Genomic DNA, 24,412 nt, shown 5'->3' with positions numbered 1-24,412 from the left:
GCGGGGGTGTAGGAAAGCGGTTTCACGCCGAGGACGCAACACGCCGCAGAGACCGCAAAGGATTTTCGGCATCGACACCGAGATGACCGGTCTTGACGAAGATCAGGCAGCCAGCGGTGCTGAACGGCGTATGTTCCGAGCCGTGCGGGCTGCGCAGCCAGCTGCCGGCAGGATAGCGACCATGCTCGTCCTCGAACATGCCCTCTAGGACAAGGATCTCCTCGCCGCCCCAGTGCCGATGCCGGTGAAAGCGCGTCCCGGGTTCCCAACGCACCAGCGCAGCATGCTCGCCCTCGAATTCGTGCAGCGGCAGGACCGAGAGCCCTTCAACCAAGCCCGGCAGGAAGCTTTGGTCGCGTGTGCGCACGACCTTTTGCTCGGTGTCGCGTGGATCGAACTGGTGGAGCTTGACGAAAATCGTGCAGCCGTCCTTGCTGTGCGGGGTGTGGCTGCTACCAATCGGATTGCGCACATAGGTGCCGGCGGAATAGTCGCCGTGCTCGTCCGAGAAGACACCCTCAAGCACGAGGAACTCCTCGCCGCCGCTGTGACTGTGCGCCGAAAAGTAGGAATTGGGGGCATAGCGGACGAGGGAGGTCGCGCGAGCAACCTCGCCGCCGATGCGGTCGAGCATCTGCCGTTCGACCCCGGCCATGGGGGACGGAACCCAATCGGTGTCGCCGGGGCGGATCACGATCCGCTGGTCGAAATCGGCATTGATGCGCACGGCTCTGATCCTTTCTCAGTCCTAAACAAAGAGGGCGGCGTGGATGATTGCGCCGCCGGACTTTGTCGCGGCGACAACGAAGGCTGCTTCGGCCAATTCGGCTTCGCTGGCGCCTTCCTTGCGCGCGGCGTTCGCGTGGATGTCTATGCAATAGGGACACTGCGTCGCCAGCGCGACGGCGACCGCGATCAATTCCTTGTGCTTCCTTGACAGGGCTCCGTCCGCCATCACTGCCTCTTCCCAGGCCTGGAAAGCTTGCCGCTGGGCGGGAGCAGCGGCACCGAGCTTGCCGAGTTCCTTAAGATTGGCATTATCGAACATGATTCACCCCCCTTTAGTTACGACCGGCCATGATTCCGCCGTCGACATCGTGGATTGCGCCGGTGGTCCAGCCCGCCTTTTCGGAAAGCAGGAAGGCAACATGGTGCGCGACATCCTCTGCCTGACCGACCCGACCAATCGGGTGGAAGGTATCGAAACCCTGTGCGAGGGTCGAGGCGATCGCAGCGGGGTCGATGAAGGCACCGTAGATCGGCGTCACCACTACCGCCGGTGCAACCGCGTTGACGCGGATCTTGTGTTCCGCAAGTTCCATGGCGAGGTGTTGTGTCAGGCTGTGCAGCCCCGCCTTGGCCATGGAATAGGCCGATGATGGCGTTGCTTTGATGGATTGTCGTGCCCACATCGAACCGATGTTGACGATTGCACCGCCGCCATGACGCACCATGTTGCGCGCGGTCGCCTGGGTGAGGAAGAAGGTGGCGCGATTGAGATCGTGGTAGACGTCAAAGTCCGCGCGCCCATGTTCCAGAAACGGCTTGGGAAAGAAGGTGCCGGCGGCATTGACCAGCTGGTCGATGTGACGTGCATCGGCATCGATGCGCGCCGTGAAGGTGTTGACGGCTTCGTCATCGAGCAGATCGACGCTGACGGTCTCGGCGTGTCCGCCGACCGCTTCGATGGCACGGGCGGCGTCCGCCAGCTTGGCTTCATCGCGCCCGGTGATGATGATCGTGCGGTCGTTGCCGGCCAGAAGCTTGGCGGTCGCGAGGCCCATGCCCGACGACCCACCGATTATGAGAGTGGCTTTGGTCATGCTTTAGTCCTTTGATTGCTCTCAGCCTGCACTGCGACAGTCGAGGCAGGGTTGATGGGCCGGAGCGGTTTCTTCCATCGCATCGCGCACGGCCCTCAGCGCGGTGCGAATCCCTTCTTCGATGGCGGGGTGATAGAAAGGACCGTCGAGCATCTGGTGGACCGTACGGCCGGCCTTGATGGCCCAGGCCAACAGATGAGCGATGTGTGCCGCCGCTGGGCCGACCATCTCGGCGTCCAGAAAAGTCCCGGTGACAGGATCAGCGTAAATATTGAGGCGGCCACTGCTGCGCCCGACAACGCGAGCGCGGCCTGCGCCGATGATCACAACATCGGCCTTTCGTGTTGACTTTGCGCTAGCCATTCTTGCCTCTATCTATCAGTTGATAGGCTGGCATCTAGTGCTTGCTAAGCCATTTGGCAATCCCTATCTATCGATAGAAAGGATAATGACCGTGCCGTCAGGCGAAACAGTCCGAGAAGCCATTCTAAACGCTGCTGAAGTCAGGGCACGCGCGGCAGGCTACAACGGCTTCAGCTTTCGCGAATTGGCCGCAGACGTTGGCATCAAGAGTGCCAGCGTGCATTATCATTTCCCGACCAAGGCTGACCTCGCATTGGCATTGATGGATCGTTACCGCGCCAAAGCGCTCGACTTTCTTGGCGAGCAGCACGATGCGCCTGCCGCGCTTGAGCGGCTGATCGCGTTGTTCCGTCTTGCGGCAATGCAAAGCGAAATGTGCTTATGCGGTGCATTGGGCGCATCCAGCCAGGATTTGCCTCCTGCGGTTCAGAGTTCGGCAGCGCAGTTCTCGGACGCGCTGGTCAATTGGCTGTATGCGGCGCCTGACGCAAAAGCCGCCCTGCCGTTGCCGCCAGAGACCATCGTCGCATTGCTGGAGGGCGCGCTGTTGCTTAGCGTGACAAAGCAAAGGGCTGATTTTTTCGAGGCTGCGGTTAGACCATTGTCCGCCTGATGAGGGGAGCGTTGTTTCGTGTCGATGGCCGAAATTTGACCACGCCCGTTACGATTTGCGCATCCGGCCGATAACATCATCGAGCGCGAAGCGGCCCGGCCCGTAGATGATGATGGCGCTGGCCAAGGCCATCCAACCCAGATGGGTGGAGAGGAAGGCATCGGGATAAACGAACAGCTGGATAATCAACGTCATGATGAAAAGCCCCAACGCGGCAAAGCGCGAGGCCAGTCCGGCAGCCAGCAGCAGCGGCAGCAAATGTTCGGCATAGGTCGTAATGTGCGCGGCAAGTTCGGGCGACAGCAGTGGCAGGCGGTATTCCTCGGCAAACAGGTAGACGGTGTTGTCCGAAACGGTGAGCAGCCCTTCGACCTTGGTTCGGGCCGAAGACCAGAAGATCCCCGCAAGGCCAAGGCGCAGCATGAGCTGGACAAGGCTCGGCAGCACATCGCGCGTACTGGGGAGATGGCGGAACGGGTTCGGCAGGGTTCGAGTGGACATGGTTTGGCCTTTCAATGTGACGATGTTCAATACGACGATGGTTCTGCGTGACGCGGAGGACTGATCACCAAGGCCCCGGCCTCGAGCAGCTGGACGACGAGGCGCAATGCGTGCGCCGCCGCCGCTGGCTCGCTGATCGACCAAAGCGCATCTCCGAGGAACGGATTGTCCCGCAGCCCGTCCAGAAATTCGAACTCGGTCGGCAAAAGCCGCCAATGGACCAGTGTGTCGGTCTGGCGGAACAGGACGAGCTGCTCGCCGTCCCATTGCGCGGGCTCACCTGGTTGATCGGTTTGATGCAGGCGCCACAATGTATCGATCGGGTGCGGCGATGCGAGCAACCGCGCCGATGCACCTAGCTTGACCCTGCGGTTAAGCAGGGCATCTCCAACCACCGTGCCCCGATCGGGCTCGTCGTCGGGGGCGCGAAACGCTTCGATCCGCGACCATTCGAGCCGCGCGACGTCGGCAAGAAAGGGATAGTCGGCAAGCGGCGGGAATTGGGCAATAAAACCGGGAAAATCGGCACCATATTCCGCGAGGATCCGAGACTTCGGCAGCGATTGGCGCGCAAACGCAAGGGCCAAGGCCGAAAAATATTCGCCGCCGAGCATCGTTTCGACAACCGGGAACGTCTTTGCCAGCGCAGCGCCCAGACTTGCGAAAACATTGTTGCGGTAGATATCGAACCGGTCACCGCGCGCGATAATGACCGGCGGAGGCGGCCGGTCGGGTTCGATCAACGCCCGCGCGAAATCATCCTGCGACGGCATGATCGACCTCCGCCGCATCGAGCGCCGCCGCTATCCTTTGCAAGTCCGGAAGGAGGTCCTCCAGCGCGGGAACGGCATTGTCGCGTTCAAGCAGAACCGGTCGCGGTCCGCCCATTGCGATCGCCTGACCCAGCAGGTTCCAGACGCTTTCGCTCACCAGGCTGCCGTGGCCGTCGATCCGCACCGTGCTGCCCACCGCCTCGGGCTGTTCATCGTGCCCGGCGATGTGAATCTCACCAACCAGATGATGCGGAAACCTGGCGATATAGTCCGCCGGTGAATAACCGTGGTTGTGGGCCGAAACAGCGACGTTGTTTACATCGAGCAGCAGCCCGCAACCGGTGCGTAACGCAATCTCTTCCAGAAAATCGACTTCGTCCCAGTCGCTGCTGGCAAAAGTGACGTAGGTCGAAGGGTTTTCGAGCAACAGCCGCATGCCCAGGATTTCCTGGGTCGTGGCGATGTGGTTCGCGACGCGGATAAGGGTCGCCGTGTCATAGACTACCGGCAACAAATCGTTGTAAAATATCCCCTTGTGGCTCGACCAGGCCAGATGCTCCGAGAAGGATACGGGGTGGAAGCGGTCTATCAGCTTCTTCAGTCGGCCAAGATGGTCACGATCAAGCGGGCCCTCTCCGCCGAGCGATAGCGCGACACCGTGCAGCGAAAGTGGATAGCGCTCGGCCACCGCGTCGAGGAACCGCAGCGCGGGTCCGCCCGCCATCATATAGTTCTCGGCGTGAATTTCGGTAAAGCCGACCCCGGGCACGCCTGCGGACCATGCTGCTGCATGTTCCGGGCGCAGCCCGAGGCCGACCGCCGACGGCAAACCCCGGAAACCGCGAGCCAGCCTTTCCGAAGGCTGCGGATTGCGACCCGAGGCACTCACAGTACCGCATTGGGATGCCGCCGAACCCATGGCTTAGCGCCGTACTTCCTTGAATGCCGAGAGCTGGCCAAAGCCCGTAGGCGAGGTAGGCGATTTGATTGTGGTGCAGGTGCCCTTGGGCACCAGCTTCCAAGCATCGCCTTCGTGGTTGACCTTCGAGGTTCCGGCGCAGGAAGTTCCGGGACCAGCCGAACAGTCATTGTGGCCAGCAAGCGAGATGCCGTAGCATTTCTCGCGGGCCGGTTTGCTCTGAGCCGAGGCTTCGCCCACGACGCCAACCAGCGCGGTGGCGACGACGCCGGCAAGGAAGGCGGAACGAGAGATATTCATTGTCTTGTCCTGTTCTAGACCGCTGCGTTGACCCACGCGGGTGGGCCAACGCGCTCGCGGATCGGTTAGAGAGATTCGGGGGTGCGGTTCTTGATGCCCGGCCAGTTCTCATTGGCCTTCTCAAGGTTGCCCGGAATGTCGCGGTTCCACGCCACCGAAACGTCCTGGTTGACGTTGAGGTAGAGCTTGCCGTCGACGATCTTCCAGACGTTCGGATCGCCATCGAGCTTCTTTTCGAGGGCAACGCCCATCGCGCAGAATCCGCCGTACTGCGGCGCAAAGGCGGCCGGGTTGGCCATGAACTTCTTCTGGTTCGCGGCGCTCGAGAAGTAATAGGTCGCGCCGCCGTATGCGGCCTTGAACTGATCGCTGCCCTTGGTCGGTTTGCCGCTGGTGAAATAGGCAACCGCGTCATAGCCATGCAGCGCGAGGCCCTGTTCGTCGGTGTTCACGGCCGACGTTGAGTTCGGCACGACGGCAAATGCGGGCGAGCCAACAATGTTGGCAGCCGCGATGGCAAGACCGGCTGCGGTGGCGAGCCCGGTGAGGAATCGATGGTTCATGATTTTCTCCATTCGGTTTGCGGGGGGGGCACCGCCGTTCGCGATGCTGATTGCTACCTAATAGCCAGCGCGATCAGGAAGAATGGTCGTTTCTTTCAATGGACTATTTCAAAATTGGCAATTTTGAGGTGGGGGAATAGTCTCTTCGCCCCTTGTCCGCCCGCCGCAGCGGAAATTCGTAAAGCGCCTCCACAACGGACGTGTGAGGCGCGACGGACCGGGGACGATATCTGGCGCAGTTGCCTATTGCCTGGTCAGCATATCTATATATCGTGAGATATAGGTATGGCAGCCGTTATTGGGAGGCTTTTTGCGCATTATTACGTCAGTGTGGCTGCTTGGGGGCGCCGCGCTCATTCCGTCGGCGCCGGTCATTGCAGAAGAGGCCGGTACCAAAAGCGGACCCGGCGTGCCCATCATCGTCACCGCGCGCCAGCGGACGGAAGATGCGCAGGATGTGCCCGCGGCGCTCTCGGTGGTGGACGCGCGCTGGCTCGAGCAGTCCTACACCTTCAACACCCGCGACCTCACCACGCTGGTGCCTGCGCTCAACTATTCTTCGGCCAATCCGCGCAACACCGCCTTCACCATCCGCGGGCTGGGGTCGAGCCTGGTCGCGGTGAGCCAGGCGAATGACGGGCTCGAGCCGGGGGTGGGCTACTATGTCGACGGGGTCTATCACGCGCGGCCCGCCACCGCCGCCTTCGACTTTTCGGACATCGAGCGGATCGAGGTGCTGCGCGGGCCGCAGGGGACCTTGTTCGGGAAAAACACCACGGCGGGCGCGATCAACATCGTCTCGGCCGCGCCCAGCTTCACGCGCAGCTACAATGCCGAGTTGAGCGGCGGCGAGCGGGCTTTCGCGCAGGGGCGCTTCTCTGCCACAGGGCCGCTCGCGGGCGAGACGCTCGCCTATCGCCTCTCGGGCACCTTCACCCGGCGTGACGGGGTGCTGCGCAACGTGCGGACCGGCGCGGACCAGAACACCCTCGGCGCGCAGGCGTTGCGCGGACAGGTGCTGTGGCAGCCCTCGCAGGACTTCCGGCTCCGGCTGATCGCCGACTTCGCCAATTTCGACAGCGAGTGCTGCACCCAGGTGTTCCTGCGGGTCGGCACCAGCCTGCGCCCTGCCGCGCGGCAATATCCGGCGCTGGCGGCAACGGCGGGCTATGCCCCGCCGAGCACCAATCCCTATGACCGCCTGACCGACATCGACGCGAGCCTCGGCGTGGACACCAGCGAGGGCGGGGTGGCGGCAACGGCGGACTGGGACATCGGCCCGGCGACGATCACCTCGATCACCGCATGGCGCTTCTGGAACTGGGATGCGGCGAACGACCGCGACTACACCGGCCTACCGATCCAGCTGATCCAGCGCATCCCCTCGCGGCAGGACCAGCTCAGCCAGGAAGTGCGGATCGCTTCCGACGGGGAAGCGGCGCTCAGCTATATCGCGGGGCTCTATTTCTTCCGGCAGGTGCTGACCGGCAGCCCAAACTCGGTGTTCGGCCCCTATGGCGCGCCGTGGCTGATCGGACCGACGACCGGCGCGAATGCCACGCCGGTGCCCGCGAACCTGCTCGACGGCTATGGCCAGACCGGCGAGACGCGTTTTGCGGTGAACAGCTATGCCGCCTTTGCCGAGGCGAACTGGAGGATCGCGCCGCGCCTGACGCTGACCGGAGGGCTGCGCTACACCTACGAGAGCAAAGAGGGCGATTACAGCACGCAGGTGTTCGGCGGCCCGGTGGTGACTTCGACTGCGCTGATCAACGCGCGGCTCGGCGTGCTGCGGCCGCAAACCTATGCCGCGCGCGACAGCGAGGGGAGCCTTTCGGGCCGCGCCAATATCGCGTGGGAGCCCGCCGACGACGTGCTGCTCTACGCCAGCTTCGCGCGCGGGTTCAAATCGGGCGGGATCAACATGTCGGGCCTGCCGCTCGATGCGAACAACCAGCCCGCACTGGCGACGGCGGTGGTGGATCCGGAGCGCAACACGACCTGGGAGGCGGGGGTCAAGTCGGCGCTGTGGGACGGGCGGCTGACCCTGAACCTCGCCGCCTATCGCACCACGGTGCGGGATTTTCAGGCGACGGTGGTGGATTCGAGCCAGACCGTGGCGCTGCGCGGATATCTGTCGAACATTCCCGCGGTGCGGGTGCAGGGGTTCGAGGCCGATGCGCGGCTCAAGATCGGGAGGCTGACGCTGGTGGGCGCGCTGGCCTATGGTGACGGGGAGTATACCGACTACCCGGCGGGCCCCTGTCCGCTGGAGCTCCAGTCCTCTGCCACCGCCGCCTGTGACCTCACCGGCCAGCGCCTCGCCGGCCTGCCGCGCTGGTCGCAGACGCTGAGCGCGGACTGGGCCGTACCGATTGGCCGGGACGCGCTGTTCGTTCACGCCGACAGCAACTGGCGCAGCGGCTATCCCGGCGATCCGAGCCTGTCGCGCTTCACCTTCATCGAGGGCTACAACCTCACCAATGCCAGCCTCGGCTACCGGCGCGAGGACGCAGGCGGCAAGGGCTGGGAGATCGCGGTCTTCGCACGCAACCTGCTGGGCGCGGACTATATCCAGAACCTCACCATCCAGGCGGGCAATTCGGGGCTGATCCTCGGCACCCCGAGCGATCCGCGCACCGTGGGCGTGACCTTCCGGCTGCGGCGCTAGCGCGGCCGCGGAGCTTGCAGCAATTGGCTTGTGATCGCGGCAATCCCGGCGCTGCTGGCCTGATCCGCTTCGGTCTGAAGTTTGCGGTAAGAGGACAGGACTTGCTCGCCCAGCGGCGTCAGATGCGCGCCCGCCTTCTGGTTTCCCGGCGTGGTCGCCACCAGCGGCCCCTGCCAGCAGCGGTTCATCGCATCAACCAGCAGCCAGCTGCGGCGGTAGCTCATCCCCAGCGCGCGCCCTGCCGCCGAGATCGAGCGGTGTGCGCCAATGGCTTCCAGCAGATCGGCCTTGCCGGGGCCCATCGCGATCACATCGCCGCACATGATCTGGATCTTGATTTTCAGAAGGGGTGGACGTGGCATTGAGGGAATGTAGTCGCTCGCGACGGTGGGTCTACTCCTAATCGGAGACGCGGTTAGCTCGCGCCATTCGGCTAACGTTACTTGAAAGGAGAGCAGGGCGTAGCCTGCCGATGAGGCAACACGAATGTCAGAACCGGTAGGTGAGCCCGAACTGGAACTGCCGCGGCGGCCCGGCATTGCGCTGCACGAAGGGCGCACCGCCGCCGAACTGGATCTGGTTCGAGGTCGTCGCCGCGTTGGCAAAGCCGCTTTGGTTGTTGGCGTTGAACAGATTGAACACATCCGCGCTGGCCTCGATCCGTCCGCCCAGCACCGGCAAGGCATAGCGCAAGCCAACATCAATTGTCGCTGACCACGGCAGGCGACCAGAATTGCGGCTCTCACCAGGGAAGCGGTCCGAATTGCCGAGGAAATTTTCCCCGAAGCTGGCTCCGTCGCCATTGAGATCCTGTGTGCCGAAGATCAACGCATCGGGCACCAAGTTGACCGGCTGGCCCGACTGGAACAGCCCCGCCAGCGTCACCGTCATCCCTTCCACCGGGTAGAGATAGCCCACCGCCGAGATCACATGCCGCCGGTCATTGGCGGAAGGGCCGAATTCGGTGCTGAAGTCATTCGCGTTGGCCGCGCGGAAATTGATGTCATCGGTGTCATTGCGCAGGCGCGAGAGGGTGTAGCTGACACGGAAGGCATAATCGTCGTTACCGCGCGCCTTGATTGCTTGCAGGATCAGCGCGAGATATTCGGCCTGGCCCGCCGTTTCGGAGACCGTGATCTGCCGCGCTCCGCCGGGTACCAAGGCAACCGGACGCGAAGCATCGGCTGCCGTTGGCGAACGCACCAGCCCGAGGCTTTGGGCAAGCACAAAGCGGCTCGCACTATCCGGTTGCGCGCGCAGCAGGGCGATATTGGCATCGGTCAGATTGGCAAGGTTTGGGGTGAAAGGCGAAGGCGCGTTCAGGTCGCGAAGCCGCGCTAGATTCTCCGAGCGGCTGTAGAGCGCATCGACCGACAGGGTCAGAGTGCTGGTCGCCTGAAACTGGTAGCCGCCGCTGATCTGCACGCTCCAGGGATTGTCATAGCCGGTCGGGCTGAGGATCCGCGCCTCGTTGATGATCGCCGTATCGCGCAGACCCTGCACAGCCTCAGGCGCCGGGCAGGCGGCGACCGTTGTGCAGGTGGGGGAGACGGTGAGGTTACCATCAAATGTTATGTCGCCAAGGTTGACGCCTGCCGGGATCGCGCCACCGCTTTGCAACTGCGCCAGCTGCGTCAGGAACCCTGCCGCGGTGGTATTGCGCTGCAACGCGTCAGAGACCACCGCGTAGGACAGCTTGCCAGTGAAAATCCCCGCCCCGAACCGGACCGAAGACCGCGCATCAGGTTGCCAATTGAGCGCCAGGCGCGGGGCAATATTATCGGTATCGCCGTCACCAGCGCCACGCTCGGTCAGCGTGTCGTAATCCCAACGCAGCCCCAGCGTCGCGGTGAAATTCGGGGCAAGCTGCCACTGATCCTCAAGGTAGAAGGCAACCAGCGTCTGACTGGTGCCAAAGCTTTGCGGGCGCAGTTCGACCGCGTAGTTGGCCACCGCCGGGTTCAATGCCAGTACGTCCTGCGCGGTGAGGGCAAGGCCCTGTCCCGACAGGCTGGAAAGTTGCGCGGCGGTGAGGTCGACGGTGTAGTTGCCATTCGGGTTGCCCCCGCCCAGCAACGCGAAGTCCGAGGCGATCACGTCGACCCCCGCGCTGAGCCGGTGCGCGCCGAGATCGCGGCCGACGCGGTGGGTGGTCTGCCAAGTCTCTTCGAGATTGTCGAACACGAAGCCCGGATTGCCAACCACCGCCGCGGTGAGCCCCGAGGGTCCACGCACCACGACCTGCGGGCCGGGCGCGCCTGTTGCCTCGCCATAGTCCCAACGGAAGCGGCTGAATTGCAGCGCGCCGTCGTAGCTCCAGTCGCTCCCCGCATAGCTCGCGGTCGCGGCGATCAGCGTGGAGAAGCGGTCCTGCTTCGATCCGGCCGAGGGGAAGGTCGCATTCCCTCCGCCCAGGGATCCGCCCGGACGGTCGATGGTGACACGCCCGATGTTGCCGCGCAGGCCAATCGTCCAGTCGTCCGTCAGCCGGTGATCGAGCCGCAGCGAGGCGAGGTGGAATTCGTTGTTGCCTGTGACGGTGTCGACGATGCCCAGTTGCGGGGCGTCCACCACCTGCGTGTTGCGATCGCGGGTGTATTCGTAGTTAGCAAAGATAAAAGTCCGGTCGCGCGCAATCGGCCCGCCAACGGCAAAGCCACCTTGGTAGCGCTCGAAACTTTCCCCCACCGGGTTGCCCGACAGGTCGCGGCGCGGGAAGGGAGAGCGGGCGTCGAGCGGACGGCCGGGGCGAATCAATCCATAGACCTCGCCGGTGAAATCATTACTGCCCGAAGGTGTGGTATAGTTCACAATGCCATTGGCGGTGCGCCCGTAGGCGGCGGAATAGGAATTCGCCAGCACGGTCACTTCGCGGGTGAAGCCCAAGGGGACGGGGAATTTGATCCCCCCCAGAAAATTCTCGTTATTGTCGAGCCCATCGATCAGGTAATTGGTGTCGAGGCCGTTCGAACCATTGATCGATATGGAGGGCGCCTCGGGGAAAAACCCGGTCGAGGGCACCACGTTGGGCAGGCGGATCAGCGCGCCCAGCACGTCGCGACCCTCGATCGGCAAGGCGACCAGTTGGTCGCGCCCGAGCGAGGCAGAGATTTCGGCATTGGCGGTATTGAGCCCGGTGATCGCCCGCGCTGCGGTGACGGTAATGGCTGCGCTTTCCGGGACGGCGAGCTGGAGGATCACGCTGCGGGAGAAATTGGCGCGTAGTTCGACCGGCTGAGCGGCGAGGCCGGAATATTGATCCGAAGCCGGCACCGAGACAAGATATTCGCCTGCGGTGCTCAGCCCATCGACTGCGATCCGTCCGCGCGCATCGGTGCGCAAGCGGCGCTCGAAACCGATGGCGCGGTTGGCGATCACTACCTCAATTTCGGCGACCGGTGTCCCGGCCTCATCCACCACGGCAATCTCGATCCCGGCCTGCTGCGCCTGCACCGGCGGGGCCATGACAACCGATATTGCGCCGAGGACGCCCGCCCCGACAGTTGCCCGAAAAATGGTCGCGATCATCAATGTCCCCCTATGTGTCAGCGCCCGGTAGGTTGCTGCAATTGTTGCAACAAAGCTTCGTCCGGAGCGCTGCAAAAGTTACGCTGGCCACATTTGCAATTTGAACGGCAGCTGTCTTCCCCCGACACCGGCATAAGGTGCGGGCTTGCTACTTTGCCTGAGCGGATCACATCAATCATTGCGGCATTTCCGGCGCCGCACTTCCGTCATCCGCCCCCTATGCGTCAATAGTGACGGCCCGGCGCGACACTGAAAGCTGTCGGCCAGATTTGGGCGCGGGTCGCCGAAAGCCTCTATGCTTTGGTTGGATGATTTGGTTGGAGAAGCGGCGAGCGACCATTGGATTGTTGGCGCCGGATATTCAACCGACGCTTCTGACCGGACCGGCGGCTGTGCATGTGGCGCTGGACTGGGTGTTGGCTCAGGTTTCGCAATCGGCGGCCAGCATCATTGCGCCGGTTATGCCTGCCTTTTCACCCCATCGGGGTTCTAAGACGCGGTGGCGAGGTGTGCCAGGGAGGTAAGCCGCTCCCAATTCTGACGCGCGTTCCGCTACCCGCCCGACCAGACCGGGCGCTTTGGCCACTCCACCGCCAAGCACCACGCGCTCGACGGCCGTGACTGCAAACAGCATATGGCAGGCTTGCGCAATATAGTCTGCGATTACGGCATGGGCAGGGTGGTCGGCCGGCAGCATGGACAGCGAGGCGCCCCACCGAGCCTCGATCGCGGGACCGCAGGCGAGACCTTCTAGGCAGTCGCCGTGGTGCGGACAGACACCGGTGAAATGCAAATCTTGCGAATGTCTTCGCGGAAAGACGTGTCCCACCTCAGGATGGGCGATACCGTGCACCGGTCGGCCGTCCAAAACCAGTCCACCGCCAATTCCTGTGCCGATTGTGATGTAGGCCAGCGATGAGCAGCCTTCGGCTTCGGCGATACGATATTCGGCCAGTGCCGCAGCGTTGACATCTGTATCAAAGCCCACGGGGACGTCAAAACGGCGCGCGAAAAAGCCGGCGATGTCGCAATCTGCCCATCCGGGCTTGGGCGTGCTGGTAATGAAGCCCCAGCGCGGGCTGGTCCGCTCCAGCTCCAGCGGACCGAAACTAGCAATACCCAGTGCATAGATCGGCCCGTGCGCGCCGAGCCATTCCGCCGCCTCGGCGAGCGTGTTAGCGGGATCGCGCGTGGGAATGGTGGTGGCCGCGGCTATATGATCTGGTCCAGTCCCGACAGCGAGCACAAATTTGGTACCGCCGGCTTCGATTGCGCCGAGCATCAGCCCGCACTTTCGCAGGTTATGCCGCATAGGGTCGCGCGGTCGCCGCATAGGTCGAGCTGCAGCAGTGGGGCAGGCACGCCGCCGAAGACTCCACCGGGCAACAGGTCGACAAAGCTGCACACCGTAAGACTAGCGTCAACGAACCAGCTATAGGTCTGGAGGGGGCGGTCTGGGGGGTTGGCAAGAACCAGGCCCGAGCCGTTGAGTGGCCGCCATACGCCATCAAGACGATCCGTCACCATGCCATACAGCCCCCCCGGCGCATCACGCAGACCGGGAGCAAAGGTCGCGGTCTGCGTCGACCAGAAGGCGTAATAATTGTTGGCGTGAAACACCAGATGCGCGCGCTCCAATTCGTTGTTCACGCCGTCAGCGTGGAGGCAGGGCGGGGCTAGGCTCCATCCTGTTGCCCCCTTGCGCGCAAGACCGAAAGCGCCGTTGAACGAACTGTTTGAACCGGCCAGCGATGCCGTAAAGGCGATGTATTCGGTGCCATCGGCGGGGTCACGGAACCAGGCTGGATCGCGGAACGCCTTGATCATGCCAGGCGTGCCCTGATGCGCATCGGCCGGCATATAGTGGGGGCCGTAGCCAGTGATCACAGGGACTGGAAAGGACCAGCTGGTGGGAAGGCCATCGTTGCCAATCCGGGCGCTTGCCTGCCACAATTGCTGCTGGTAACCGCCCGTCGTCCCTGCAGTCCCTGCTGCGGTGAAGAACAGCGTCAGCACGCCGCTGTCATAGAGGGCGGACCCAGCCCATTCGCGCTCGTAGGGGATGGCGAAATCCGGCAGCACTGGGCCGCAATCGAACCACGCCCCACCCCGCCGTTCAATCCAGTGGATCTTTGCTTCGAAATGGCGAAGCGCCGGATCGCCCCGATCGGGCGCGGTCAACGCCATCCACATGGCGCGCCCGGCGAGCCGCACCGGCTGGCCGCGCACATCCTGCACCGCCCACATATCCCAGTAGAGCCGGCGCGGATCGAGCCCCGAGCGTTCTACCGTGTAGACCGGAGGGATCATAGCAGCTGCTGGCCGCGCGATCCGGCTTACGTGCTCGGCGGTCCAGGCGGTGATCATGGCAGTGTCTGTTTCCGGTTCTAGAATTGAAAAACCAGCTGGCCGCCGGAGGAATAAGGCGGCCAGCCTTTGCTTTGCGATTTAGCCTTCTAGAAATCGAAGCGTACGGAGGCGAGCACCGTGCGACCGGCAATCGAGCGTGCACGCACGATACCATTGGCCGGGATCGAGCCTTCTTCCGCCTCGGTGTAGCCGGTCGTATCGAACAGGTTCTGTGCGTTGAGGCCGACTTCGATCCGCTCAATCGGGCGGAATGCCAGGAAGGCGTTGACCTGCGCGAAGGCGGGCAGCTTCAACCGGTTGCTATCCTGCGTGAAGCTGTCGGTTGTGCCGACGATGTTCGCCCCCACCGTGAACATGTCCGCATCATATTGCGCGGTCGCCTGATAGACGAGGTCGGCCTGGCGGCGCGGCTTGTTGCCGATGGTGGTGAGGTCAAGCGCGTCCTTGATTTCGGCATCGGTCCATGTTGCGCCTGCCGACAGCGTGATTGGCCCCGTGCGATAGGCACCCTCGAGTTCGATGCCGAAGGCTTCATATTCGGTGTCGAACAATTCCAGCGGAGCCAATTCGACATTGGTCTCGGCCGTCTTGGCGAAGAATCCGGTGGCGAATAACGACAGGCCGTTGGCTTGATATTTGAGGCCCGCTTCCAGCTGATCGACCCGAGCGATCACCCCGGCATCGCCGCCCGGCAGGCCGCCATCTGTGGTGCTGACGGCCGGCGAGAAGAGGCTGCGGTCCGCCGTGTGGCGGCCGCCTTGGCTGTACCGTAAGAACACACCGAGATCGTCAGTGACGAGGTAATTCGCGCCTAGCGAAAAGCTGAAGTAGTTAAAGTCGTAATTCACTGGACGGGCACTGCCAAGCGGCAGCACGCTGGTCTGGGCTTCGGCTGGACTGATCACGCCGTTATTGTTGAAATCGAAACTGCTTACCCCAACACCAAAGCCGCTGTCCGACCCGGTTATGGTGCCGCTGGCATCCCCATAGTCATAGCGGATGCTGGCATCGATGGTTAGGCGGTCAAGCTCGAGCGAGAGCGAGGCAAACGGCGCATAGGTGCTATAGTCGACATCATAATTGCGGCGACAGCAATTGCCAAAGAAGGTCGCTCCAAAGCCGACCGTTCCGTTCTGCGTGACCAGCTGTCCGGCCGAGTTGCGGATATCGACCAGCACCGCCTGTCCATCGCCCTCTATGGTCTGAACATGGCTGGTCCAAAGCCAGTCTGTATCGATCGTCTGACGCGAGAGATAGAAACCAGCGGTGAGATTGGCCGTGCCGCCGCCGAAGTCGAACGCTTTGTTGACGCGGAAGTCGTTGGTGACGTTATCGAGGCTATTCAGGCGCGTGTTGAACACGACGACGTTGGTGAGAAGCCCGTTGCCGCCAATATTGGCCGCATTCGCAGTCTGCCCAGCGTTGGGCCCGCTCGCAAACTCAATGGTTGAGCCGGCCCCGCCGATGCCGTTGGCGATCGCCTGCGCCGCGTCCGCGCTCGCCGGGAACGGCGACTGGAAGCTGCCCGAATTGTCGGCAAACCGGAACCTGTTGGTCAGTGTCCAGCCGCCGCCCACGTCGATCTCTGCTTCAACCCCGAATGCCTTGCTCTGCACCGACAGGCCGTCGCGGAAATCGAACCGCGCGGGATTGTTGCCGCCATCCAGCGTCACGGCCGGAGTTAGGAACGGGCTATAGAGCGAATCCGTACGCGGATTGAACCCGGGGATCGCATTATAGTCGGGGTTGCTGTTGGTCCCGCCCACGAACACCGGTTGCGGCAGGATGGTGGGGGTGCGGTCGTCAAGATATTTGGCGTGGAACCGGATGTAGCCACCATCGAATTCCTTAGTGATATTGGCCTTGATCTGGCCGCCGTCGTAGCCATTGTAGCCAATGTCACGCGGCCCCTCTCCTGTGCGATAGAAGCCGCCGACGTGGAAATAGAGGTCATCGGCGAGCGGCGCGCCGTAATCGAAATCGAGGCGATAGCTTTCGTGGTCGAGCCCGACGCTGCCTTGAATCGCACCGCCTTCCTGTTTGCCGTTCTTGGAAATGAAGTTGATCACAGCGCCCGGCGCGTTCGAAGCAAAGGTCGAAGCAGAGCCGCCGCGCACCGCTTCGACGCGGGCGACCGAGCGATCGGCGCGCAGGAAATTGTCGGCGTTACCAAAGATGATGTCGCCGAATTCGAGGATGGGCAGCCCATCTTCCTGCAGCTGAATGTAACGCGCGCCGCCCGTCGATACGGGAATGCCGCGTACCGCGATGTTGGCATTGCCTTCACCGCCCGATGCTTCCGAACGGATGCCTGGAATCTGGCGGATGAGGTCAGCCGAAGACGGTGCGGCCAGATTGGTCAGGGTATCCGCGCCGATAGTACTGACCGAGACTGAGGTTTCAATCCGGTTCTGACCACGGGCGACCGCTGTGACGATAATCTCGCTGCCTTCGGTTTCAGCCGAGTCGGTTGCAGCGCTATCCTGCGCGAAGGCCGGCGCGGCAAGGCCGCACAAGCCAGCGCTTGCCCAAAGAGCGATACGCAGTTTCATTGTATTTCTCCTCTCGAATTCGCGCTTCTTTGGCGACGACGATGCGAGAGGTAGCGCTCCTGCAAACGTTTGCAACATAAATTTTGCAAACGTTTGCAAAGGACGTGGAAACATGCCATTTTCGCGCCACAGCCCGGCATTGACCGGCGCATCGGGATAGGGTCAGGAAACGCGCATATGACGGAAAAGCCCCGGCTTTCGCTGTTGCGAATCATTGAAATGAATATCGGCTTCTTTGGCCTCCAATTCTCTTTCGGACTGCAGCAGGCCAACATGGGGCCGATATACGGTTTCCTCGGCGCGGATGAGGCAACAATGCCATTGCTATGGCTTGCCGGACCGATGACGGGGCTGTTGATCCAACCCATCGTGGGCGCGATGAGCGACCGGACCAACAGCCGTCTGGGTCGCCGTACTCCCTATTTTCTGGTGGGCGCGGTGATCTGTACCCTCTCGTTGTTTGCCATGCCCTATTCGAGCGCGCTATGGATGGCGGCAAGCCTGCTGTGGATCCTCGATGCCGGCAACAACATCACGATGGAGCCTTACCGCGCCTATGTGGCAGATCGGCTCGCGCCCGACCAACGATCGACCGGTTTCCTGACCCAAAGCGCCTTTACCGGCCTTGCGCAAACATTGTCCTACCTCGCGCCCAGCCTGTTGACCGCATTCGTGGCGCGGGATGTGCTAGATGCCAACGGCATTCCGGTAATCGTGCGGATCGCCTTCCTTATCGGTGCGATCCTGTCGATATCGACCATCATTTGGTCGGTTTGGCGGGTACCCGAACTGCCGCTTGCGCCACAGGAACGGGCGGAGCTGGCCGCAAAACCGCTTACCGCAGCAGCGACGCTGGCCGAAATCCGCGATGCGATCCGGGAAATGCCCCGGCCGATGAAGCAGTTGGCGGGCGCGATGCTGTGCCAGTGGTATGCGATGTTCGCATACTGGCAGTACATCACCTTCGCGGTCGGCCGCAGCCTCTATAACACCAGCGATCCAGCCAGCGCGGCGTTTCGCGATGCGACGCTGACGACGCAGCAGGCGGGTGCCTTGTACAATTTCGTCGCGTTCCTGGGCGCGCTGGCGTTGATCCCGGTGGTGGCGCGGTTCGGCGCGCGGCACACCCACGCAGTGTGTCTCGCCGCTTCCGGCGCGGCGATGTTGCTGATCCCTGGGGCATCGACCCCGCTCGCGCTGTTCGCACTGATGCTGGGTATCGGGATCGGCTGGGCAGGCATGATGGGCAACACTTATGTGATGCTTGCTGACTGCATTCCGCCCCACCGCAATGGCATCTATATGGGCATCTTTAACCTGTTTATCGTCGTTCCGATGTTGATCCAGACGCTCACAATGCCGCTGATTTATCATCCGCTGCTGGGTGGCGACCCGCGTCATGTGCTGATGCTGGGCGGTGCCTTGATGCTGGCGGGAGCGCTGGCTACGCTGTTGGTCGATGCTGGGCACCGCGTCCCGCGCAAACAGGGGCTGGTGGCAGGCTAGGCATGGAAGAGGAAAAGGCAGCTCGCGGATCGGTGCGGACGATAACTGATCTGGCGCGGCTGGCCGGCGTGTCGCCTGGCACGGTAAGTCGTGCCTTAGCGGGCAAGAGCCTCGTCAATGCGAGGACTCGTGAGAAAATTGAGGGTCTCGCGCGCGACTATGGTTTTCGGCCGAACAAAATGGCTAGCGCGCTCAGACGGCAGCGAACCGGCGTCATTGGGGTAGCGATTCCGCTTGGTCACGACACCCGGCAGCAGATTTCTGACACCTTCTTCATGACCCTTTTGGGATATCTCGCCGACGAACTCACTCTGGGTGGCTATGACCTTATGCTGCGCCGCGTCGTGCCTGCGGAGGATCCGGACTGGCTTGACAGCTTCATCGGCTCGGGGATGATCGATGGGGTGATTGTTATCGGCCAGTCCGACCAATTTGCGCGGATCGAAGAGATTGCAGACGGATACCGGCCGATGGTTGTGTGGGGCAATCACCAGGAAGGCCAGCGGCACTGTGTTGTGGGCACGGACAACCGGCTTGGCGGACGATTGGCGGCTGAGCGACTGATCGCCGCAGGCGCACGCAACATCGCCTTTGTCGGCGATATTGGGCCAACTGAATTTGCTGCGCGCCACGCAGGGGCACATGATATTGCCGATAGTATGGGGGCTGAGATCTGCGTGCTCCCGACGCACCTGTCGCCCGAACGTGCAAGTGAGGAAATCGCGGGCCATCTTGACGTGATAATTGGGGCATATGATAGCATTTTCGCTGCGACTGACACACTCGCGGCCATCTGCCTTGCCAAGCTTCGCGAACGCGCAATCGCGGTGCCGCGGGATATCAAGGTCGTGGGATTCGACGACCTGCCGATCGCAAGCCAGACGCTTCCGCCGCTGACGACAGTGCGCCAAGATATCGCCGGCGGCGCAAAAGGCCTCGTCCAGCTGCTACTAAGGCGCCTCGCTGGCGAAAATACAGAAAGCCTTGTGCTTCCACCCCGCTTGGTCATCCGACAATCGGCTTAGTGCATCTGACTTGAGACTGCGTCGATAGACAAGTCGCTTACAACCAGCATGCCGTTCACCCGAAATGCGCCCTCATCTCAGTTGTTCCGCATATAATCGGGCTGCGCCCGAAACCTGCCTGACGATCGGGACATTGGGCACGACCACTTACCGACTGAAATTAGACATATAGCGCGTCGAACCGCATCACACACCTCGTACCCGAGATGAGCGATATGGCTGCCTTCCGGCCATAAGCATCATTCGATCGCTTCAACTCACCTCGCTTAAAGCTACAAAAGACACCGCCGGTTTCGCTGAAACTGTATCTTTTGTCGCTTTAGTGAAGATGTGCGCGCGGAGTGAGAGTGCGGCGCGGTGCGGTACGGGCGGACGGACATGCGCCGATGCTAGGCGAAGCGGGTGCGTGTAGGAAAGGAGTTTCTCACGCGGTGACGCGGAGGACGCGAGGGGGTTTCGCGCAGAGGCGCAGAGGTCCGCAGAGGCGGCGATATGCGTCGGGGACATGTTTTTCGTGTCCCCGTTCAATAGGGCGGCCAGGGAGTTTGATGGTTAAGTAAAGTGTTACCGTAACCGCCGCAAAGTGTCACCGTAACCGGGTGCCTTCAATTTCATTCTCTGGCGCCGACCTGCGAACAAAAAAGACAAGTAGCAAGGCAAGGGCTGTCAGCACCCCGATCAATAGCCAAGCATCGTTGATGGCCTCGACCAGGGCCTGCCGCTCCACCAAGGGGCGGACCATCTCCTCGGTGAATTCGTCGGGCGGTATGCCGATCTGCTCGATGAAAGCGTCGCGGGGTATGCCGATCTTTACCGCGGTTTCGACGTCCCCTGCCTTCAATTCCTCGACGATTTTCCCCCCGTAGGTCGCGGCGCGGCTGAAAATCGTGGTGTCTATCAGGGCAAGGCCGATCGCCCCGCCGAGGTTGCGCATCAGATTGAACAACCCGCTGCCATCCGCCACCAATTCGGGCGACAAGCGCCCCAGCGCCATCCGCGTCGGCGGCAGCAAGCAGAACATGGTTGCAACGCCTCGCACGATCTGCGGGAGGAGCATTTCTGCAAAATCGGTGTCCGCGGTCTGCGTGGTGCTCATCAGCAGGCCGACCGCGAAAAGGGCGAAGCCAAACACAGTCAGCGTGCGCGCGCCAACGCGCTGCTCGAGATAAACCGCGATCGGCGCCGTGATGAGCTGGGCGATGCCCGTGACCAGCATGATCTCGCCGATGCGCAAGGCATCATGTTCGCGCACGAGACCAAGAAAGAACGGCATCAGATAGGTCGAACCGAACAGCCCCACACCAAGAATGAAGCTCAACGCGCAGCCGATGGCGAAATTGCGGTCCTTGAAACACTGCAGTTCGACCAGCGGATCGGGTGACCGGGCGGTGCGCCAGACGAACCAAGCCGAACACAGAGCAAAGGCCACCAGCAACGCGGCCACGCTTCGCGAGAGCCAACCATCGGTCGGCGCATCCTTGAGGCCGATCTGAAGCGCGGTCAGTCCGACCGCCAGCAAAGTCAGCGCCGCCGCATCGACCGAACGGTTGGATCGCATATTGCTTGCCGTACCGCGAAGGGTGAGCGCAGCCCCGACTGCCGCCAGAATGCCCGGCAGAATGTTGATCCGGAACAGCCAGTGCCAGGAATAGGTTTCGGTGATCCAGCCGCCCACGATCGGGCCCACGGTCGGTGCGAAGACGGCGGCAACACCGGCAATGGTCGTGGCAATCCCCTGCGAACGCAGCGGAAATAGCAGGAATACCGCCGAAAACACCGCTGGAATCAAAGTGCCCCCGGCAAAGCCCTGGATGATTCGCCAGGCGATCAGCGAGGCGAAGGTCTCGCTCTGCGCGCATCCGATCGATGCGACGGTGAACACCGACACAGCCGACACAAACAGCCATCGCATGCCCAGTCTTGCGGTCAAGAACCCCGTCAGCGGTATCGCCACAATCTCGGCGGTGAGATAGGCGGTCTGGATCCAGATCATCTGGTCCGCGCCGATGTCGAGCGCGCTCTGGATCGTCGGCAGCGACGTCGCAACGATCTGGATATCCAGGATCGCCATGAACATGCCGATGCACATGAATATAAAGCCAGCCCAGGTTCGCAGACCTGCCTCGGGTATTTCGCTGGCGTTCATTACATGTCAGGTAGCCGAAGGCGGGAGCCTGACCAAGGGAAACTGGCATCCGTTTTCGATCCGGCGCCGTATTTGATTGAAGGAACTATCCTTCTATGGTGCCGTTCCCTTCAGAAACAAAAACCAGACTGCCGGTCAATCGGCCACTGCGAGGCTCCCTTGAAGATTCCGGTAAGCATTCATTCACTCGCTACGGCGACGCCGCCGAATATCCTTGACCAAGCGACAGGCGCGCAGGTTGCCGAACAGCTGCTCGGCGGGGCTTTCGAGGATTTCGGAAGGCTCCGGGCGATCTACGGCAATGCAGGGATCGAGTTCCGCCAGCTGGCCCGTCCGGTCGCATGGTATATGCAGCCGCGTACCATCGTCGAACGCACCGAAGTCTATTTGGAAGTGGCGCTCGATCTATTCGTCGAAGCGGCGGAGAAGGCGCTCGCCGAATCGGGGATAGCGGCGCACGAGGTGGATGCCATCGTCACCGTCTCGTCCACCGGCATCGCTACGCCGAGCCTGGAGGCGCGCGCCATGGGGCGGATGGGCTTCCGAAGCGATGTTTCGAGAGTTCCAGTGTTCGGCCTTGGCTGTGCCGGCGGCGTCTCGGGACTGGGCCTCGCCGCTAAGCTCGCGCAGGTTGGTCGCGGCGCCACGGTCCTGTTCGTCACGGTCGAGCTGTGCAGCCTTGCTCTGAGGACCGAGAATGTCGGCAAGGCAGACGTGGTCTCGACCGCACTGTTCGGAGATGGTGCAGCGGCCTGTGTGATTCGCTCGGGCGATGAAGGTTTCACCCAGATTTCCGGCAGCGCCGAAAAGACCTGGGCCGATACTCTCGATATCATGGGCTGGCAGATGGAGTCCGCCGGTCTGGGCGTCATCCTCAACCGCGCCATTCCCGCCTTCGCCCGCAAGGAATTCCGCGGCGCGGTCGAAGAGATGCTGACTCCTCAGAATATCCACATCGACGAGGTTGATCGCTTCATCTGCCATCCCGGCGGGGCGAAAGTCGTCGATTCGATCGAGGTGGCACTCGCCTTGCCGCAGGGGAGTCTCAACGATGAACGCGAGGTTTTGTACCGGCACGGTAACATGTCCGCGCCGACCGCCCTGTTCGTGCTCGACCGCGTACGAAAGCAGGGCCTGCCGCCGCTGGCGGTGATGACGGCACTTGGCCCCGGTTTCACCGCCAGCACTGTAACCTTGCGGAGCGCGGCATGACTCTACCCTTTGCCATCATGCTGTTTATCACGCTTCAGCGGATATCCGAGCTTATCATCGCGCAGAGAAACACCAAGGCACTGCTCGCGCGCGGCGCGGTGGAGTACGGGCGATCGCATTATCCGGTGATGGTGCTGATGCACGCATCGTGGCTGGCGGTCTTATGGGGAACTGTCGGTGGCGCGCCGGTATACATGCCCTTGCTTGCGGTCTTCGCGGTTTTGCAGGCCATGCGCGTTTGGGTGCTGGCGACGCTGGGGCGGCGCTGGACGACGCGGATCATCGTTCCCAAGAATGAGGCACCGATCGTCAGCGGGCCGTTCCGCATCATGCGCCACCCGAACTACTTCGTTGTCATTTGCGAGATCGCGGTCGTGCCGTTGATGTTTGGCCTCGTCTGGGTGGCGGTGCTGTATTCCGTGCTGAATGCGGCCATGTTGTGGGTGCGTATCCGGGCGGAGAATGCCGCCTATTCCGATGTCGCGGCCTGACCGTTCGTCTGACGCCGCGCCAAGGCTTCGCGCTCGGCCTTGATCTTGAGCATCGCTGCTTTACACGTCGGCGATGTCTTCTCGATATTCCGGATCATGCACGCCTCGACCTTCTTACGGCTCAGCGATTTCATCTCCGCAGGGCACAGGATGCGGGCTTCCTTGACACAGGCTTTCTTGCCGGGATCGGGCGCTGCGAAGGCCAGTGAGCTCATTGCAATCGACGCCAAGATCGCTCCGATGCAAAGAGCGATACTGCCAATTCCATGCCGTTTCATGTTCCGAGTTTCCTCTGGAGGTCCCAAGTCGTTGTCCGCGACTGCAATGATCGGTTTGAACCATCGGTGAATATATAGGTCAAGGGGCGCAATCATGATGCCCGCCGCTTGGCGATTGCGACCACCCCTGCAGATTTCTACCCCGCGTTCAGAGCTGCAGCGCTTAGCCTGGCGCAGCGGGTTCTGCCAACCACGGCTGAGGAGCTGGTATCTGAAAGTCAGCTTTCCCGCCTTTCCGAGCTGAGAGCCGTCAGTCTTCAAGCGGCCCGATCGCAACCCTGGTCAAAACCGTCGATGCGGATTGGAGGCCAGAGACCCTGGCCAAACGAGTGCCATTATCAGGCGTGTTTGGGCCACTAGTGGCAAGCGGTCGACTCTCACCCGCGCGCTTTTGCGGCGTNGTGGCTTGGTCTTGCGGATTGCAGCGTCTGTAAGTGCCATTTGGGGGCCTCGCTCCAGATGGGGGCTTCACGAGGCCCCCAAATTAGGCCCCCATCAGCCGCAATTATAGGCAAACAGGGGCAACCACTGACAATCAGTAGATGCCTCAAAACTAGCAGAAAACTGGGAAATTTCAATCACTGACAGACATTCTCAGTCAGGATTTTGGAGGCCCGAGCCGGAATCGAACCGGCGTGCAAGGATTTGCAGTCCTCTGCGTCACCACTCCGCCATCGGGCCACCGAGGCTGCAACCGGGCTGGACCGCGTTAATGCGAACTGCCGGCCGGGGTCAGGGGCGGGCTAGTGCGGCGAACGCTGCCTGTTGTCAAGCGATA

22 protein-coding genes and 1 tRNA gene are annotated in these 24,412 nt (G+C 62.1%); 6 read left to right on the top strand and 17 right to left on the bottom strand.

Going from position 1 to position 24,412, the window contains the following annotated elements; translation table 11 throughout:
- Positions 1-22 precede the first annotated feature (22 nt).
- The 4 genes from AC2TC0_RS00690 to AC2TC0_RS00675 are packed head-to-tail and all read right to left on the bottom strand — an operon-like array spanning position 23 to position 2,186.
- On the bottom strand, positions 23-727 hold the full coding sequence (locus AC2TC0_RS00690; protein WP_484715568.1) for a cupin domain-containing protein: 705 nt from the start codon (positions 725-727) through the stop codon (positions 23-25).
- 21 nt (positions 728-748) lie between these two features.
- A complete protein-coding gene (locus AC2TC0_RS00685) occupies positions 749-1,048 on the bottom strand; it encodes a carboxymuconolactone decarboxylase family protein (protein WP_484715567.1) in 300 nt (99 codons plus the stop codon).
- Between the two features lie 13 nt (positions 1,049-1,061).
- Complete coding sequence (locus tag AC2TC0_RS00680; RefSeq protein ID WP_484715566.1) at positions 1,062-1,823, bottom strand: SDR family NAD(P)-dependent oxidoreductase; 762 nt, start codon at positions 1,821-1,823, stop codon at positions 1,062-1,064.
- Positions 1,824-1,844: 21 nt separating this feature from the next.
- A complete protein-coding gene (locus AC2TC0_RS00675; protein ID WP_484715565.1) occupies positions 1,845-2,186 on the bottom strand; it encodes a hypothetical protein in 342 nt (113 codons plus the stop codon).
- Positions 2,187-2,271: 85 nt separating this feature from the next.
- Between AC2TC0_RS00675 and AC2TC0_RS00670 the strand changes: the two genes are divergently transcribed.
- Entirely contained in the window at positions 2,272-2,799 is a 528-nt protein-coding gene (locus tag AC2TC0_RS00670) for a TetR/AcrR family transcriptional regulator (RefSeq protein ID WP_484715564.1), read from the top strand.
- A gap of 48 nt (positions 2,800-2,847) precedes the next feature.
- On the opposite strand, the gene AC2TC0_RS00665 is transcribed toward AC2TC0_RS00670, so the two are convergent.
- From AC2TC0_RS00665 to AC2TC0_RS00645, 5 genes are all read right to left on the bottom strand, one after another.
- Positions 2,848-3,300 carry a DoxX family protein gene (locus tag AC2TC0_RS00665; RefSeq protein ID WP_484715563.1) on the bottom strand — a complete coding sequence of 151 codons (453 nt, stop codon included), beginning with the start codon at positions 3,298-3,300 and terminating at the stop codon, positions 2,848-2,850.
- A gap of 26 nt (positions 3,301-3,326) precedes the next feature.
- Positions 3,327-4,073: an HvfC/BufC N-terminal domain-containing protein gene (locus AC2TC0_RS00660; RefSeq protein WP_484715562.1), complete on the bottom strand. Its 747-nt coding sequence runs from the start codon at positions 4,071-4,073 to the stop codon at positions 3,327-3,329.
- Complete coding sequence (bufB, locus tag AC2TC0_RS00655) at positions 4,057-4,962, bottom strand: MNIO family bufferin maturase (RefSeq protein ID WP_484715561.1); 906 nt, start codon at positions 4,960-4,962, stop codon at positions 4,057-4,059. The genes AC2TC0_RS00660 and bufB overlap by 17 nt, the downstream gene beginning before the upstream one ends.
- 33 nt (positions 4,963-4,995) lie before the next feature.
- Positions 4,996-5,292 carry a BufA1 family periplasmic bufferin-type metallophore gene (locus AC2TC0_RS00650; RefSeq protein WP_484715560.1) on the bottom strand — a complete coding sequence of 99 codons (297 nt, stop codon included), beginning with the start codon at positions 5,290-5,292 and terminating at the stop codon, positions 4,996-4,998.
- Between the two features lie 65 nt (positions 5,293-5,357).
- Positions 5,358-5,855 carry a YHS domain-containing (seleno)protein gene (locus AC2TC0_RS00645; protein WP_484715559.1) on the bottom strand — a complete coding sequence of 166 codons (498 nt, stop codon included), beginning with the start codon at positions 5,853-5,855 and terminating at the stop codon, positions 5,358-5,360.
- Between the two features lie 298 nt (positions 5,856-6,153).
- Between AC2TC0_RS00645 and AC2TC0_RS00640 the strand changes: the two genes are divergently transcribed.
- Positions 6,154-8,526: a TonB-dependent receptor gene (locus AC2TC0_RS00640; protein ID WP_484715558.1), complete on the top strand. Its 2,373-nt coding sequence runs from the start codon at positions 6,154-6,156 to the stop codon at positions 8,524-8,526.
- Here the strand turns inward: AC2TC0_RS00640 and AC2TC0_RS00635 are convergent.
- The 5 genes from AC2TC0_RS00635 to AC2TC0_RS00615 form a co-directional block, all read right to left on the bottom strand.
- Entirely contained in the window at positions 8,523-8,888 is a 366-nt protein-coding gene (locus AC2TC0_RS00635) for a winged helix-turn-helix domain-containing protein (RefSeq protein ID WP_484715557.1), read from the bottom strand. The genes AC2TC0_RS00640 and AC2TC0_RS00635 overlap by 4 nt on opposite strands.
- 127 nt (positions 8,889-9,015) lie before the next feature.
- A complete protein-coding gene (locus AC2TC0_RS00630; protein WP_484715556.1) occupies positions 9,016-12,054 on the bottom strand; it encodes a TonB-dependent receptor in 3,039 nt (1,012 codons plus the stop codon).
- A 421-nt stretch (positions 12,055-12,475) separates the two neighbouring features.
- Entirely contained in the window at positions 12,476-13,336 is an 861-nt protein-coding gene (locus AC2TC0_RS00625) for an ROK family protein (RefSeq protein ID WP_484715555.1), read from the bottom strand.
- On the bottom strand, positions 13,336-14,421 hold the full coding sequence (locus tag AC2TC0_RS00620) for a glycoside hydrolase family 68 protein (protein ID WP_484715554.1): 1,086 nt from the start codon (positions 14,419-14,421) through the stop codon (positions 13,336-13,338). The genes AC2TC0_RS00625 and AC2TC0_RS00620 overlap by 1 nt, the downstream gene beginning before the upstream one ends.
- Positions 14,422-14,510: 89 nt before the next feature.
- Positions 14,511-16,976 carry a TonB-dependent receptor domain-containing protein gene (locus AC2TC0_RS00615; protein WP_484715553.1) on the bottom strand — a complete coding sequence of 822 codons (2,466 nt, stop codon included), beginning with the start codon at positions 16,974-16,976 and terminating at the stop codon, positions 14,511-14,513.
- Between the two features lie 177 nt (positions 16,977-17,153).
- Here AC2TC0_RS00615 and AC2TC0_RS00610 point away from each other — a divergent pair, with 177 nt between their 5' ends.
- Positions 17,154-18,482, top strand: coding sequence for an MFS transporter (locus AC2TC0_RS00610; protein ID WP_484715552.1), 1,329 nt, complete (start codon positions 17,154-17,156; stop codon positions 18,480-18,482).
- Between the two features lie 32 nt (positions 18,483-18,514).
- Positions 18,515-19,507 (top strand): LacI family DNA-binding transcriptional regulator, encoded by a 993-nt coding sequence (locus AC2TC0_RS00605; protein WP_484715551.1) that lies wholly within the window; start codon positions 18,515-18,517, stop codon positions 19,505-19,507.
- Between the two features lie 586 nt (positions 19,508-20,093).
- Here the strand turns inward: AC2TC0_RS00605 and AC2TC0_RS00600 are convergent.
- A complete protein-coding gene (locus AC2TC0_RS00600) occupies positions 20,094-21,653 on the bottom strand; it encodes a DHA2 family efflux MFS transporter permease subunit (RefSeq protein ID WP_484715550.1) in 1,560 nt (519 codons plus the stop codon).
- Between the two features lie 159 nt (positions 21,654-21,812).
- Here AC2TC0_RS00600 and AC2TC0_RS00595 point away from each other — a divergent pair, with 159 nt between their 5' ends.
- A complete protein-coding gene (locus AC2TC0_RS00595; protein WP_484715549.1) occupies positions 21,813-22,865 on the top strand; it encodes a type III polyketide synthase in 1,053 nt (350 codons plus the stop codon).
- A gap of 17 nt (positions 22,866-22,882) precedes the next feature.
- Positions 22,883-23,356 carry an isoprenylcysteine carboxyl methyltransferase family protein gene (locus AC2TC0_RS00590; RefSeq protein ID WP_484715548.1) on the top strand — a complete coding sequence of 158 codons (474 nt, stop codon included), beginning with the start codon at positions 22,883-22,885 and terminating at the stop codon, positions 23,354-23,356.
- On the opposite strand, the gene AC2TC0_RS00585 is transcribed toward AC2TC0_RS00590, so the two are convergent.
- Together AC2TC0_RS00585 and AC2TC0_RS00580 are read right to left on the bottom strand one after the other, a co-directional pair.
- Positions 23,335-23,895, bottom strand: a complete 561-nt coding sequence (locus tag AC2TC0_RS00585; RefSeq protein WP_484715547.1) for a hypothetical protein — start codon at positions 23,893-23,895, stop codon at positions 23,335-23,337. The genes AC2TC0_RS00590 and AC2TC0_RS00585 overlap by 22 nt on opposite strands.
- Positions 23,896-24,241: 346 nt before the next feature.
- Positions 24,242-24,315, bottom strand: a tRNA-Cys gene (locus AC2TC0_RS00580).
- Between the last annotated feature and the right edge of the window lie 97 nt (positions 24,316-24,412).

The sequence above is a fragment of the Sphingopyxis sp. sgz302558 genome (assembly GCF_057220455.1).
The sequence above is the reverse complement of the archived record's forward strand: the minus strand, read 5'-3'. Positions and strand labels throughout refer to the sequence as shown.